The sequence below is a fragment of the Promicromonospora iranensis genome, from assembly GCF_028994805.1.
Lineage (GTDB): Bacteria > Actinomycetota > Actinomycetes > Actinomycetales > Cellulomonadaceae > Promicromonospora > Promicromonospora iranensis.
On sequence record NZ_JAJQQP010000011.1, the window covers coordinates 169,392 to 182,960 of the forward strand.

Annotated in this window: 10 protein-coding genes and 1 pseudogene; 6 read left to right on the forward strand and 5 right to left on the reverse strand. The window is 72.0% G+C overall.

Going from position 1 to position 13,569, the window contains the following annotated elements; all coding sequences use genetic code 11:
• Positions 1-91 precede the first annotated feature (91 nt).
• From thrB to secA, 5 genes and pseudogenes are all read right to left on the reverse strand, one after another.
• Positions 92-1,108: a homoserine kinase gene (gene thrB, locus LUM46_RS19270; protein ID WP_274996144.1), complete on the reverse strand. Its 1,017-nt coding sequence runs from the start codon at positions 1,106-1,108 to the stop codon at positions 92-94.
• Positions 1,108-2,223, reverse strand: a complete 1,116-nt coding sequence (gene thrC, locus LUM46_RS19275) for a threonine synthase (RefSeq protein ID WP_274996277.1) — start codon at positions 2,221-2,223, stop codon at positions 1,108-1,110. The genes thrB and thrC overlap by 1 nt, the downstream gene beginning before the upstream one ends.
• Positions 2,224-2,235: 12 nt before the next feature.
• Positions 2,236-3,534: a homoserine dehydrogenase gene (locus LUM46_RS19280; protein ID WP_274996146.1), complete on the reverse strand. Its 1,299-nt coding sequence runs from the start codon at positions 3,532-3,534 to the stop codon at positions 2,236-2,238.
• A gap of 245 nt (positions 3,535-3,779) precedes the next feature.
• Positions 3,780-4,250 carry an SEC-C metal-binding domain-containing protein gene (locus LUM46_RS26725; RefSeq protein WP_420875794.1) on the reverse strand — a complete coding sequence of 157 codons (471 nt, stop codon included), beginning with the start codon at positions 4,248-4,250 and terminating at the stop codon, positions 3,780-3,782.
• A pseudogene (gene secA, locus LUM46_RS19285) lies at positions 4,248-6,740 on the reverse strand (preprotein translocase subunit SecA); the annotation flags it as partial. The pseudogene secA and the gene LUM46_RS26725, both read right to left, overlap by 3 nt.
• Before the next feature lie 295 nt (positions 6,741-7,035).
• Here secA and LUM46_RS19290 point away from each other — a divergent pair.
• The 6 genes from LUM46_RS19290 to mnhG are packed head-to-tail and all read left to right on the forward strand — an operon-like array spanning position 7,036 to position 13,558.
• Positions 7,036-10,044: a Na+/H+ antiporter subunit A gene (locus tag LUM46_RS19290; protein ID WP_274996152.1), complete on the forward strand. Its 3,009-nt coding sequence runs from the start codon at positions 7,036-7,038 to the stop codon at positions 10,042-10,044.
• Complete coding sequence (locus tag LUM46_RS19295) at positions 10,041-10,553, forward strand: Na(+)/H(+) antiporter subunit C (RefSeq protein ID WP_274996155.1); 513 nt, start codon at positions 10,041-10,043, stop codon at positions 10,551-10,553. The genes LUM46_RS19290 and LUM46_RS19295 overlap by 4 nt, the downstream gene beginning before the upstream one ends.
• The gene (locus tag LUM46_RS19300) at positions 10,550-12,220 is read left to right on the forward strand and encodes a Na+/H+ antiporter subunit D (RefSeq protein WP_274996158.1); all 1,671 of its coding nucleotides are present in this window, start codon (positions 10,550-10,552) and stop codon (positions 12,218-12,220) included. Before LUM46_RS19295 ends, LUM46_RS19300 begins: the two co-directional genes overlap by 4 nt.
• Positions 12,217-12,891 (forward strand): Na+/H+ antiporter subunit E, encoded by a 675-nt coding sequence (locus LUM46_RS19305; protein WP_274996160.1) that lies wholly within the window; start codon positions 12,217-12,219, stop codon positions 12,889-12,891. The genes LUM46_RS19300 and LUM46_RS19305 overlap by 4 nt, the downstream gene beginning before the upstream one ends.
• Positions 12,888-13,235 (forward strand): MrpF/PhaF family protein, encoded by a 348-nt coding sequence (locus LUM46_RS19310; protein WP_274996162.1) that lies wholly within the window; start codon positions 12,888-12,890, stop codon positions 13,233-13,235. Before LUM46_RS19305 ends, LUM46_RS19310 begins: the two co-directional genes overlap by 4 nt.
• Entirely contained in the window at positions 13,232-13,558 is a 327-nt protein-coding gene (mnhG, locus tag LUM46_RS19315; protein WP_274996165.1) for a monovalent cation/H(+) antiporter subunit G, read from the forward strand. Before LUM46_RS19310 ends, mnhG begins: the two co-directional genes overlap by 4 nt.
• Positions 13,559-13,569 lie beyond the last annotated feature (11 nt).

A 13,569-nucleotide genomic window follows, 5' to 3' on the forward strand; every position in this document is an offset into this window, starting at 1 on the left:
TCTGTGAAGTAGCTCTGCCGGACAGGCGGTGAGGACCGATGTCGAATCCGAGTTCCCGCCACCATGGCTCAGGACGTGCGATCCCGAAGGTTCACTGCATACTACCACCCCGTACTGCTGGAGATCCTGGTACGACATGACTCCCCGTAGCACCTTTCGAGCCGGACGATAGCGCACCCGTGTTACCGGAAATCCTCCGGGCGCGCGCCCCGGTCGTGTCGATCCCCGGGGTCAGTCGCCGCCAGCCCGCCGTCTCGTCCACGAGGTCCGCCAGGACGGCGTCCCGCCGGTCTCGGTGACCCGGTCCCGCGAGAACCAGGACCGTCGGTCCGGCGCCCGAGATCGTGGCCGGCACACCCTCGTCCCGCAGCGCCCGCAGCAGCTCGCTGGAGGCACCGAGGACCGCCGCGCGGTAGGGCTGGTGCAGCCGGTCCTCGGTGGCGTCGAAGAGGAGCTCCGGACGTCTGGCCAGAGCCTCCACCAGGAGGGCGGCCCGGCCGGCCGTGAACGCCGCGTCGCCGTGCGACACGTGCTCGGGCAGGGCGGCACGCGCCCGGGAGGTGGCGAGCCGCGCGTCGGGGACCAGCACGGTGGCCTCGATCGTCGGGTCGACATCGAGGCCGACGGCGCGCGGGCCGTCGTCGGTGGTCCACGCGACGGTGGCCCCGCCCTGGATCGCGGGCGCCGCGTTGTCCGGGTGCCCCTCGAACTCCGTCGCCAGTGCCAGCACGGTGGCCGCGTCGATGGCCCGCGGCTCGGCCAGCAGGGCGCGCGCTGCCACGATCCCGGCCACGACCGCCGCGGACGACGACCCGAGCCCTCTGCCGTGCGGGATCACGTTGTGGCACGTCATGTGGATGCCGGTCGGCACCGTCCCGGCCAGGTCCATGGTGCGGCGCAGCGCGCGCACGACCAGGTGGTCCTCCCCCAGAGGCACCTGCCCGGCGCCCTCCCCGTCGACGTCCACCACCACCTCGTCGCTCGCGACGAGGCGCACGTCGACCTCGTCGTACAGGGCGAGAGCCAGACCGAGGGAGTCGAACCCCGGCCCGAGGTTCGCGCTCGTGGCGGGCACCCGGACCCGCACGTGGTCGGCGCCGAGCTGCATCAGAGGGACAGCGCGTCGGCGATCGAGACGACGTCGGCGGACACCCGCACGGGTTCCACCTCGCTGCCGTCGGGAGTACGCAGCGCCCAGCTCGGGTCCTTGAGCCCGTGGCCGGTGACGGTGATGGTGATGCGCGCTCCGGCGGGCACCAGGCCGCGCTCGTGCCGCGCCAGGAGACCTGCGACGCCGGCGGCGGACGCGGGCTCCACGAACACGCCCACCTCGGCGGAGAGGATCCGGTGTGCGGCGAGGATCTGCTCGTCGGTCACGGCCTCGATGACGCCGCCGGACGTGTCCCTCGCCTCCTCGGCGAGCTGCCACGAGGCCGGGTTGCCGATGCGGATGGCGGTGGCGATCGTGTCCGGCTCGTCGACCGGGTGGCCCTTCACGATCGGGGCGGCGCCGGCGGCCTGGAAGCCCCACATCGCCGGGGTCCGGGTTGCGACGCCGGACTCGGCGTACTCCTGGAAGCCCTTCCAGTACGCCGTGATGTTGCCGGCGTTGCCCACGGGCAGGAGGTGGATGTCGGGGGCGTCGCCCAGGGCGTCCACGATCTCGAACGCCGCGGTCTTCTGGCCCTCGATGCGGTCCGGGTTCACGGAGTTCACGAGCTCCACCGGGTGGGTGTCCGCGAGCTTGCGGGCCGCCACGAGGCAGTCGTCGAAGTTGCCGTCCACCTGCAGCAGGCGCGCGCCGTGCGCGACGGCCTGGCTCAGCTTGCCCATGGCGATCTTGCCGTCCGGCACGAGCACCGCGCAGATCATGCCCGCGCGCGTCGCGTACGCGGCCGCCGAGGCCGACGTGTTTCCGGTCGACGCGCACACCACGACCCGGGCGCCGCGACCGGCCGCCGCGGAGATCGCGGCGGTCATGCCACGGTCCTTGAACGAGCCGGTCGGGTTCATGCCCTCGACCTTGACGTAGACGTCGGCGCCGGTGCGCTCGGACAGCGCCGGCGCGGGGACCAGCGGCGTACCGCCCTCGCCCAGCGTCACGATCGTCTGCCGTACGTGGGCGGGCATGCGGTCGGCGTACTCGGCGATCACGCCGCGCCAGAGGCGCGACGTGGGAGCACCGCCGGAAGCGGCGGACGGGAGGTTCGGTTCAGCGGGCAGCACAGGCACGGTTCAGCCTTCGACTCTCAGGACGGACGTGATCTCGCGGACCGGTTCGAGCATGCGCACCGCCGCGATGGTGGCAGCCAGCGACGCCTCACGGGCGGCGTGGGTGGTCAGGAGCAGCTCGGCGGTCCCCTCGGAGGGACCGGTCTGGCGCATCGTGTCGATCGACACGCCGTGGTCGCCCACGACGCCCGCGACCTGGGCGAGCACGCCCGGGAGGTCGGCGACGAGCAGGCGGACCTGGTAGCGCGTGACGGCGGCGTCCGCCGGCAGCAGCGGCCGGGCCGCGTAGGTGGACTCCTGCGGGCCCTTGCCGCCGAGCACGCGGTGGCGTGCCGCCGAGACGACGTCGCCGAGGACGGCCGACGCGGTGGGCCGGCCGCCGGCGCCCTGGCCGTAGAACATGAGCGGGCCGGCCGCGTCGGCCTCGACGAAGATCGCGTTGAAGGCGCCCTTGACGCCGGCCAGCGGGTGCTCCAGCGGGACCAGTGCCGGGTGCACCCGCACGGACACTCCCTCGCCGGTCTGCTCGGCGATGGCCAGCAGCTTCACGGCGTGGCCGGTCCGGGCGGCCCAGGCGACGTCGTCGGCGGTGACGCCCGTGATGCCCTCGCGGGCGACGTCGTCGGCCGAGACGCGGGTGTGGAAGGCGAGGCTGGCGAGGATCGCGGCCTTGGCCGCGGCGTCGTACCCCTCGACGTCGGCGGTGGGGTCCGCCTCCGCGAAGCCGAGCTCCTGCGCCTGCTCGACCGCTTCCTGGAGGCCGAGACCGCTCGTCGCCATCTGGTCCAGCACGTAGTTCGTGGTGCCGTTGACGATGCCGAGGACCCGGCGCACGTAGTCGCCGGCGAGAGACTCCCGCACCGGGCGCACGATCGGGATGGCGCCCGCCACGGCAGCCTCGTAGTAGATGTCGACGCCTGCCGAGTCGGCGGCCTTGTAGAGCGTGGGGCCGTCCGCCGCCAGGAGCGCCTTGTTGGCGGTGACCACTGCCGCGCCGCTCTCGATGGCGCGCAGCAGCAGGGCACGCGCGGTCTCGATGCCGCCCATCACCTCGATGACGATGTCAGCGCCGTCCACCAGCGTCTCCACGTCCTCCGTCAGGAGGTCGCGCGGGATGACGGGGTCCCGGGGGCGGTCCGCGTCGCGGACCGCGATCCCGGCGAGCTCCAGCGGCGCGCCGACGCGGGCGGCGAGATCGGCGCCCTGCTCGAGGAGCATCCGGGCCACCTCCGTGCCCACGACGCCACAGCCGAGCAGTGCAACACGCAGCCCACGTGCGGGCTCGGGGAGGTGGACAGGCACAGCGATCCTGCTTTCGTCTTCGGGGAACGGTCCGGTCCGGTGCGAGTTCCACACGGGAGTTCCGGACGTTGCGATCAGGGTAACCGCCGCATCCGACACCCGAGGCGATCGTCTCACCACGACCCCGCCGAGGTAGTCATGAGGCGAGGTAGTCACCCGGTCCTCGCCGGGATGACTACCTCGCCAAGTGACTACCTCGCCAAGTGACTACCTCCCCAGGTGACTACCTCGGCGGGGTCGGGCGGTCAGGCCTCGTTGACCCCGTGGCAGACCTTGTACTTCTTGCCGGAGCCGCACGGGCACTGCGCGTTGCGCGGTGTGCCCGGGAACGTCCGGCCGTCGCTCGTGGCGGCCGTCGCCTCGCCGTGCAGAGCCGCACGACGGCGGGCACCGTCGGACGACTGCACGAACGCCGAGCCCGAGCCGTCCTCGCTCGGTGCCGAGTACGTCAGCGACTGCGGCCGGCTCGGGGTGTCGAGCCCCTTCGCGAGCAGGATCGGCTCCGTCGCGGCGCCCGCAGCACGGCGCTGCCGCGGTGCCGGCGGCTGACCGGGCTGGCCCTGCCCCGCTGCGCCCGCGGGCGGCACCGTGGGGATCTGCGTGGTCGGCGGTGCGTCCGGCTGCCCCGTGCCCAGGCGTCCGCGCGGCGGCACCGGGCCGACGGCGGGCAGCTCCGAGCTGCCCTCGCCCGCCTGCTCCGCGTCCGGCTGCTGCACCGTGACCTCGAGGTTGAACAGGAACCCGACCGACTCCTCCTTGATGGCGTCGGTCATGGCCTGGAACAGCTGGAAGCCCTCGCGCTGGTACTCGATCAGCGGGTCGCGCTGCGCCATGGCGCGCAGCCCGATGCCCTCCTTGAGGTAGTCCATCTCGTAGAGATGCTCACGCCACTTGCGGTCCAGCACCGAGAGCACCACCCGGCGCTCGAGCTGGCGCATGGCCGGCGACGTCAGCTCGTCCTCGCGCGCCTGGTAGGCCACCCGCGCGTCGGACAGGATCTCCTCGAGCAGCATCTCGCCGGTGAGCCGGTCGATACCACCGGCCTCCTCGGCGACCTCGTCCGGCGTCAGCGACACCGGGTACACGGCCTTCAGGGCCGTCCACAGGGCGTCGAGGTCCCACTGCTCGGACGTGCCGTCCGACGTCGCGTTGGTCACGTAGTCGGTGATGGTGTCGGTGAGGAAGTGCTGGATCTGCTCGTGCAGGTCCTCGCCCTCGAGCACCCGGAGGCGCTCGGCGTAGATGACGGTGCGCTGGCGGGAGAGCACGTCGTCATACTTCAGGACGTTCTTGCGGATCTCGAAGTTGCGCGACTCCACCTGGCCCTGCGCGGACATGATGCCGCGCGTGACCATCTTGGACTCGAGCGGCATGTCGTCCGGGAACCCGGCCCGGTTCATCATCGACTCGGCGAGACCCGAGTTGAACAGCCGCATCAGGTCGTCCTGCATCGACAGGTAGAACCGGGACTCCCCCGGGTCGCCCTGACGACCGGAACGGCCCCGCAGCTGGTTGTCGATACGGCGGGACTCGTGGCGCTCGGTGCCGAGCACGTAGAGGCCGCCGGCCTCCTTGACCTCGTCGTGCTCCGCCGCGACGCGCTCCTTCGCCTTCTCGAGCGCCTGCGGCCAGGCCGCCTCGTACTCGTCCGGCGTCTCGACCGGGTCGAGACCCCGCTCGGCGAGGTCCGTGACCGCGAGGTACTCGGCGTTGCCACCGAGCATGATGTCCGTACCGCGGCCGGCCATGTTCGTGGCGACCGTGACGGCGCCCTTGCGGCCCGCCATCGCGATGACCGCGGCCTCGCGCTCGTGCTCCTTCGCGTTCAGGACGTTGTGCGGCACGCCGGCCTTCTTGAGCTTGGCGCTCAGCAGCTCTGACTTCTCGACGCTGGTGGTACCCACGAGCACCGGCTGGCCGTAGGCGTGCCGCTCCACGATGTCCGCGACCACGGCGTTGAACTTGCCGTCCTCGTTCTTGTAGACGAGGTCCGGCTGGTCGATCCGCTGCGGGTCCTTGTTCGTCGGGATCGGGACGACGCCGAGCTTGTACGTGCTCTGGAACTCGGCGGCCTCGGTCTCGGCGGTACCGGTCATCCCGGCGAGCTTGCCGTACAGGCGGAAGTAGTTCTGGAGGGTGATCGTGGCGAGCGTCTGGTTCTCCGCCTTGATCTCCACCCCCTCCTTGGCCTCGATGGCCTGGTGCATGCCCTCGTTGTAGCGACGGCCCGCGAGGATACGGCCCGTGTGCTCGTCGACGATCATGACCTCGCCGTTCAGCACGACGTAGTCCTTGTCGCGCTTGAACAGCTCCTTCGCCTTGATCGCGTTGTTGAGGAACCCGATCAGGGGCGTGTTCAGCGACTCGTAGAGGTTGTCGATGCCGAGGTAGTCCTCGATCTTCGCGATACCCGGCTCGAGCACGCCGACGGTGCGCTTCTTCTCGTCGACCTCGTAGTCGACGGTCGGCACCAGGCGGCGCACGACCTTGGCGAACTCGTTGTACCAGCGGTTCGCATCGCCGGCCGCGGGGCCCGAGATGATCAGCGGCGTCCGCGCCTCGTCGATGAGGATCGAGTCGACCTCGTCGACGATCGCGAAGTTGTGCCCGCGCTGCACCAGGTCGTCGACGGACCAGGCCATGTTGTCGCGCAGGTAGTCGAAGCCGAACTCGTTGTTCGTGCCGTAGGTGATGTCCGCGGCGTACATCTCGCGCCGCTGCGCCGGGGTCTGGCCCGACAGGATCACCCCGGTGGTCATGCCCATGAACCGGAAGACGCGGCCCATCAGCTCTCCCTGGTACTTGGCCAGGTAGTCGTTGGTGGTGATGACGTGGACGCCGTCGCCGGAGAGCGCGTTGAGGTACGCGGCGGTCGTGGCCACCAGCGTCTTTCCCTCACCGGTGCGCATCTCGGCGATGTTGCCGAGGTGCAGCGCCGCACCACCCATGATCTGGACGTCGAAGTGCCGCTGGCCGAGCGTGCGGTGAGCCGCCTCGCGGATCGCCGCGAACGCCTCCGGCATGAGCTCGTCCAGGGTGGCGCCGTGCTCCAGCCGTTCCCGGAAACGTGCGGTCTCCTCACGCAGCTCGGTGTCGCTCAGCTCGACGAAGCTGGGCTCCAAGCGGTTGACCTGCTCAGCCACGGAGTGCAGCTTCTTCAGGACACGTCCTTCGCCGATGCGTAGGACCTTGTCGAGGATGGACACGCGGGTTCTCCCAGGTCGTCGTCAAGTTTCGCCGTCGTCCATCGTAGGCCGTAAACCTGGGCCTGTGACCCAAAGACGGACAGCGGACCGATGGGTTCGCTCCCGGGGTAACGACCGCGGCCGTCGCAGGGTTCCACGGAGGCTCCTCCTGCCCCGGGTCCGACCTCCGGATAAAGTGGCCACCATCGCCCACCCGCCCGCGCTCGCGCGGCATGCCGTCCCGTGCTCGGCCGGGGAGTCCCCGGGGTACCGGCCACGACGTCCTGTCGACGAGCCCTGACAGGACGGTCCGGACGTGCTTCTGGTACTCCTCGCCCACGGGGTCCTGGCTCTGGCCGCCCCGGCCCTCGTCGCGGCCCTGGGCCGGCGCGCCTTCTGGTTGCTCGCCCTCGGACCGGCCGCGGCGACGATCTACGCGCTGTCCCGGACCACCGCCGTCCTGGAGGGCCGCACCCCCACGGAACACCTGCAGTGGATCCCCGCGCTCGGCCTCGCGATCGATCTCCGGCTGGACCTGCTGTCCTGGGTGATGCTGCTGGTGGTCGGTGGCGTCGGCACCCTGGTGATGCTCTACTGCAGCGCCTACTTCTCCCGCGAGGCACGCGGCCTCGGCCGGTTCAGCGGCTTCCTGGTGGCGTTCGCCGGCACGATGACGGGCCTCGTGCTCGCCGACGACCTGCTCCTGCTCTTCGTGTTCTGGGAGCTCACCACGGTGTTCTCCTACCTGCTGATCGGTCATCACACGGACCGCACCGCGTCGCGCCGGGCCGCCATGCAGGCGCTGATCGTGACCACCGCCGGCGGCCTGGCGATGCTGGTCGGGCTCGTGGTGCTCGGGGTCACCGCCGGGACCTGGAGCCTCTCGGCGGTCATCGCCGACCCGCCGTCGGGCCCCGCCGTCACGGTGGCCGTGGTCTGCCTGCTGGCCGGCGCCGCCACCAAGTCCGCGCTCGTGCCCACGCACTTCTGGCTGCCCGCCGCGATGGCCGCCCCCACGCCCGTCTCGGCCTACCTCCATGCCGCCGCCATGGTCAAGGCGGGCATCTACCTGATCGCCCGGTTCGCGCCCGCGTTCTCCGACCTCGCCGCCTGGCGCACCGTGGTGCTCGTGCTCGGCGGTGCCACGCTCCTGCTCGGCGGGTACCGTGCGCTGCGCCAGCACGACCTCAAGCTCGTCCTCGCGTTCGGCACCGTCTCCCAGCTCGGGCTCCTCACGCTCCTGCTCGGCTACGGGACGCGGGCGACGGCGCTCGCCGGGCTGGCGCTCCTGGGCGCGCACGCCCTGTTCAAGGCCTCGCTGTTCCTGGTCGTCGGCGTCGTCGACGCGGCAGCGGGCACCCGCGACCTGCGCAAGCTCGCGGGGGTCGGACGGCGCCTACCGGTCACCGCGCTGGCCGCCACGCTCGCCACCGCGTCGATGATCGGCCTGCCACCGTTCGCCGGCTACGTCGCCAAGGAGGCCGCGCTCGCCGCCTGGGCGCACGACGGCGACCCGCTGGGCATGATCATGATCGTGGTGGTCGCCGTGGGCTCGGCCCTGACGGTGGCCTACGGGCTCCGGTTCCTGTGGGGCGCCTTCAAGCCCCGCCTGCCGGCGACGGCCTCGGCCGTGCCGGGCGAAGGGCCGGGCCAAGGGCCGGGCGAGGCGCCCGAGGTCGCGCACCCCCAGCCGTTCTCGATGGTCGCGCCGCCACTGGTCCTCGCGGTCCTCGGCCTCGCGGTGGCCCTCGTGCCGCAGGTCGGCGAGGAGCTGCTCGGCCCGTACGCCAGCACCTATCCCGTCGGCGACCCCGGGCACCTCACCCTCTGGGACGGGCTCACCCCGGTCCTCGCGGTCACCGCCGCGGTGCTCCTGCTGGGTGTGCTGATGTTCTGGCAGCACGACCGCGTCGAGCGGCTGCAGGCGGCGCTCTGGACCCCGGACGGCGCCGACCTCGCCTACCGGCGTCTCATGCGCAGCCTGGACCGGTTCGCGAGCGACGTCACCGCAGGCACGCAGCGTGGTTCGCTGCCCTTCTACCTCGGGGTCATCCTCGTGACGCTCGCGGTCGGCCCGGGGGTCGCGCTCGCCGTGGGCCTCGTGGGTGATACGGGCGCCGACGCGCTGCCCGTCGCGGCCGACGCGGCGGGGCGGGGCGACGTGCTGCACCTCGGCCCGTTCGCGATGGTGCCGTGGGACCGTCCCGCCCAGCTCGTCGTCGTCCTGGTGGTCGTGGTGGCCGCCGTCCTGACCGCCCGCGCACGCCGCCGGCTCAAGGCGGTGTTCCTCATGGGCGTCGCGGGATACGGCAACGCCGTGCTGTTCCTGCTGCACGGAGCGCCCGACCTCGCGCTGACCCAGGTCCTGTGCGAGACCCTGACGCTCGTCGTCATGGTCCTGGTGCTCCGGCGCCTGCCACCGTACTTCTCGGACCGGCCGCTGGCGGCGAGCCGCTGGGTCAGGCTGGCGATCGGCGTGCTCACAGGCCTCGTCGTCATGATGTTCGTCGCCGCGGCACCCCTGGTCCGTGTGCATCTTCCGGTCTCCGTCGACTTCCCCGAGGAGGCCGAGACGTTCGGCGGTGGGCACAACATCGTCAACGTCACCCTCGTCGACATCCGCGCCTGGGACACCGTGGGCGAGATCTCGGTGCTGCTGGTCGCGGCCACCGGCGTCGCCTCGCTCGTCTTCCTGCGCCAGCGCAGCGGCAACCTGCTGCGCCTCGACCCCACCGGGGACGACGAGTCCGGGGAGCGCCCCGCACGTGCTGGTGGCCGTCAGGTGCGGCCGGGTACCTGGCTGCTCGCGGGCCCGACCCTCGACCCCCAGAAGCGGTCGGTGCTCTTCGAGGTGCTGACCCGTGCGCTGTTCCACCCGATGCTGCTGTTCGCCCTGTTCCTGCTGTTCAGCGGGCACAACTCGCCCGGGGGCGGATTCGCGGCGGGCCTGGTCGCGGGTCTGGCGCTGACGGTCCGCTACCTGGCCGGCGGCCGGTACGAGCTCGGCGAGGCGGCCCCGGTCCATCCCGGTCTCGTCCTCGGCACCGGGCTGTTCCTGTCGGCGGGCGTGGGCCTGGTCGCGCTGCTCGCCGGCCAGGCCGCGCTCGAGAGCACGATCATCGACCTGCACCTGCCGGTGCTCGGCCACGTGCACCTGGTCACCAGCCTGTTCTTCGACGTCGGAGTTTTCCTCGTGGTCATCGGCCTGGTCATCGACATCCTGCGCACGTTCGGCGCCGAGCTGGACCGGCAGGCCGAGCCCCACTCCCGCACCGTCGGCTCGCACGGCCGCACGGCGCACCGGGCAGGAGGTGACCGCGCGTGATCGTGCTCGACAACGTCCCCTCCGGCGCCCTTCTGCTGGCCGTGGGCGTGCTGTTCGCCGCGGGGGTGTACCTGCTGCTGGAACGATCGCTGACCCGCGTGCTCCTCGGCTTCGTCCTGCTGGGGAACGGGGCCAACCTGGCGATCCTGGTGGCCGGCGGGCGGGCCGGCGCTCCGCCGATCACCGGCGCCGACGACCGGGAGCCGATGAGCGACCCGCTGGCGCAGGTCATGATCCTGACGTCCATCGTCATCACGCTCGCACTGGTGGCGTTCGTGCTGGCCATGGCCTACCGGTCCTGGCAGCTGCACGGCCACGACGAGGTGCAGGACGACCTGGAGGACACCCGCATCGCGCGGCTCGCCGTCGAGGACGCGCCGTCGTACGCCGACAGCGACGCCGTGGAGCCAGGCGTCACCCTGGACGAGGAGGCGGTGGCCACACGTGATGAGGTGGCGCTCCCCGACCCCGTGGTGAGACCGCGGGACGGCGGGGGTGACGGACCATGAACCTGTGGACCGTGCAGACCCTCGTCCCGCTGCCGGTGCTGGTGCCGCTGTTCGGGGCAGGGCTCGCCCTGGCGCTGCACCGGTACCAACGCGCCCAGCGGATCATCTCGGTCGTCGCCCTGTCGGTCGTCGCGGCCGCCTCCGCCGGCCTGGTGGTCGCGGCCCAGCACGGGCCGGTGCCGCTCGACCTCGGCGGCTGGGCGGCCCCGGTCGGCGTCAACCTGGTGGCCGACCCGCTCGCCTCGCTCATGCTGCTCGTGAGCAGCATCATGCTGCTCTGCGTGCTGCTCTACTCGATGGCACAGGGCATCGCGGACGGCAACGACCGGACCGCGCCGGCGACGACGGACGCGGAGGAACTGCGCACGGCGCTGGAGGCGCAGGACCCGGACGCCGACGAGGGCGGGCAGCGCGATGCCCTGCCCGTCGCGATCTTCCACCCGACGTTCCTGATCCTGGCGGCGGGCGTCGCTGACGCCTTCCTCGCCGGGGACCTGTTCAACCTCTTCGTCGGGTTCGAGATCCTGCTCGCCGCGTCGTACGTGCTGCTCACGCTCGGCGGCACCAGCGAGCGCATCCGGGCGGGCAGCGTCTACGTCGTCGTCGCGCTGCTCAGCTCGATAGTGTTCCTGCTCGCCGTCGGCCTGGTCTATGCGGCGACCGGCACGGTGAACATGGCCCAGCTCGCCGAGCGCCTGCCCGATGTCGATCCCGGGGTACGGCTGGGCATCCAGGCCCTGCTGCTGCTCGCCTTCGGGATCAAGGCGGCGATCTTCCCGCTGTCCGCGTGGCTCCCCGACTCCTACCCGACGGCGCCCGCCCCGGTCACCGCGGTGTTCGCGGGCCTGCTCACGAAGGTCGGCGTCTACGCCATCCTGCGCACCCAGACCCTGCTCTTCCCGGCGAACGAGACGTTGGAGGCGGTGCTGCTGGTGCTGGCGCTCGCCACGATGCTCGTCGGTGTCCTGGGCGCGGTGGCGCAGGACGACGTGAAACGTCTGCTGTCGTTCACGCTGGTCAGCCATATCGGGTACATGGTCTTCGGCGTCGCCCTGGCGACCCAGGCGAGCACCGCCGCGGCCATCTTCTACGTGGTGCACCACATCACCGTGCAGACGGCGCTGTTCCTGGTCGTCGGGCTGGTCGAGCGTCGCAGCGGTACGACGTCGCTCGACCGCCTGGGCGGCCTCGCGACGCTCGCCCCGGGCCTGGCGATCCTGTTCTTCGTGCCGGCCATGAACCTCGCGGGCATCCCGCCGCTGTCCGGTTTCCTGGGCAAGGTGGGCCTCCTGGAGGCCGGCGTGCTGGACGGCTCGGTGCTCGCCTGGGCCCTGGTGGTCGGGTCGGTGGTCACCTCGCTGCTCACCCTGTACGCCGTGGTCCGGGCCTGGAACAAGGCGTTCTGGCAGCCCAGCCCGGAGGACGTGCGGGTGCCGGAAGAACCCGCTCCCCTGCCCTGGGGCATGGTCGGCCCGACGGCGGCGCTCGTGGCCGTGAGCGTGAGCCTGACCTTCGCGGCGGGGCCGCTCTACGACTACGCGGCGCGAGCGGCGGACATGGCGATGGACGGGCGCTCGTACGTCGACGCCGTGTTCCCCGACGGGGCGCCTCGCGGCACGGGCACGTCCGACGAGATCACCGACGACGGCGAGGAGGGCCGATCATGACGGGCACCGACCCGGAGGCCGTCCGCGGCACCGGACGGACGCGGCGCTCCGACGGGGCGCCGGAGACGCAGCAGCCCGAGCGGCCCTGGCGCAGCCGGGCACCACGGTTCGCCACGCTGTGGCCGACGATGGTGATGGGCGGGGCACTCTGGGTGCTCCTGTGGGGGGACCTGTCGTGGGCGAACGTGCTGTCCGGCGTCGCGCTCGGCGCGCTGGTGGCGCTCGCCTTCCCGCTCCCGCCCGTGGGCACGGCCGGGACGCTGCGACCGGGTCCGCTGGCCCATCTCGTCGGCCGGTTCGCCTCCGACCTCGTCGTCGCGTCCTTCCAGGTGGCCTGGACCGCCGTCCGGCCCGGCCCGACGCCGCAGGGCGGGCTGGTCGAGGTGCCGCTGCGCTCGACGTCGGAGCTGCTCGTCGCTATCACCGCGGGGCTGTCGTCGATGGTTCCCGGCACGGTGGTGGTCGATCTGGACCGGTCCGGCGCCACCCTGCAGGTGCACGTGCTCGATCTCGCCGGTTCCGGCGGTCCTGACGGCGTCCGGGAGTCGGTGCGGGCCCTCGAGGGGCGGCTGCTGCGCGCCTTCGTGACCCGCGCCGAGCTGGTCCGGCTCGGCCTGGCCGAGCCGTCCGACGGTCCCGCACCCACCCCGGGCAAGGAGGGACAGCCATGATGCTCGCCGTCGGGATCGTCGCCACGGCGCTGCTCGCGGTCGGTGCCCTGTGCGCTGTCGTCCGGATGGAGCGTGGTCCCTCGATGCTGGACCGGTCAGTGGCGTTCGACGTGCTGACCACCGCGCTGGTCGGCGCCATAGCGGTCGAGGCGGCGCTGTCCCGCCGCACCGAGTCGATACCGATCCTCGTGGTGCTCTCAATGGTCGGTTTCATCGGGTCGGTGACCATCGCGCGCTTCGCCGCCGCCGAACCGCGCAAGGACCAGGCGCCCGACCACGCACGACCCGCGCCGACGGGCAGGCCGCCCGGACAGGATGCCCACGACCCGCCGGAGGGCTCATGAGCCTCGCCACCGATGTCGCCGCCGCGGTCTGTCTGCTGCTGGGCGCCTTCTTCTCGTTCTCGGCAGGAGTCGGTGTCGTGCGGTTCGACAACCTGCTCGCCCGGGTGCACGTCGTGGCCAAGCCCCAGGTGCTCGGCATGCTCCTGCTCCTGACCGGGGTGGCGCTCCGGCTGCAGGACCAGGGCACGGTCGCCATGCTCGTGCTCGTGGCGATCTTCCAGCTGATGACCTCCCCGGTGGCCGCGCACATGGTGGGCAGCGCGGGCCTGCGCACCGACAAGGTCGGCCCCGAGCTCCGCACGGTGGACGACGACAGCCGCTGAGGCAGGATGCG

Bases quoted from the DNA above. Each gene is read 5' to 3' on its own strand.
- thrB (WP_274996144.1), bottom strand. From the start codon at position 1,108: ATGCAGCTCGGCGCCGACCACGTGCGGGTCCGGGTGCCCGCCACGAGC.
- LUM46_RS19300 (WP_274996158.1), top strand. From the start codon at position 10,550: ATGAACCTGTGGACCGTGCAGACCCTCGTCCCGCTGCCGGTGCTGGTG.
- LUM46_RS19305 (WP_274996160.1), top strand. From the start codon at position 12,217: ATGACGGGCACCGACCCGGAGGCCGTCCGCGGCACCGGACGGACGCGG.
- LUM46_RS19310 (WP_274996162.1), top strand. From the start codon at position 12,888: ATGATGCTCGCCGTCGGGATCGTCGCCACGGCGCTGCTCGCGGTCGGT.
- mnhG (WP_274996165.1), top strand. From the start codon at position 13,232: ATGAGCCTCGCCACCGATGTCGCCGCCGCGGTCTGTCTGCTGCTGGGC.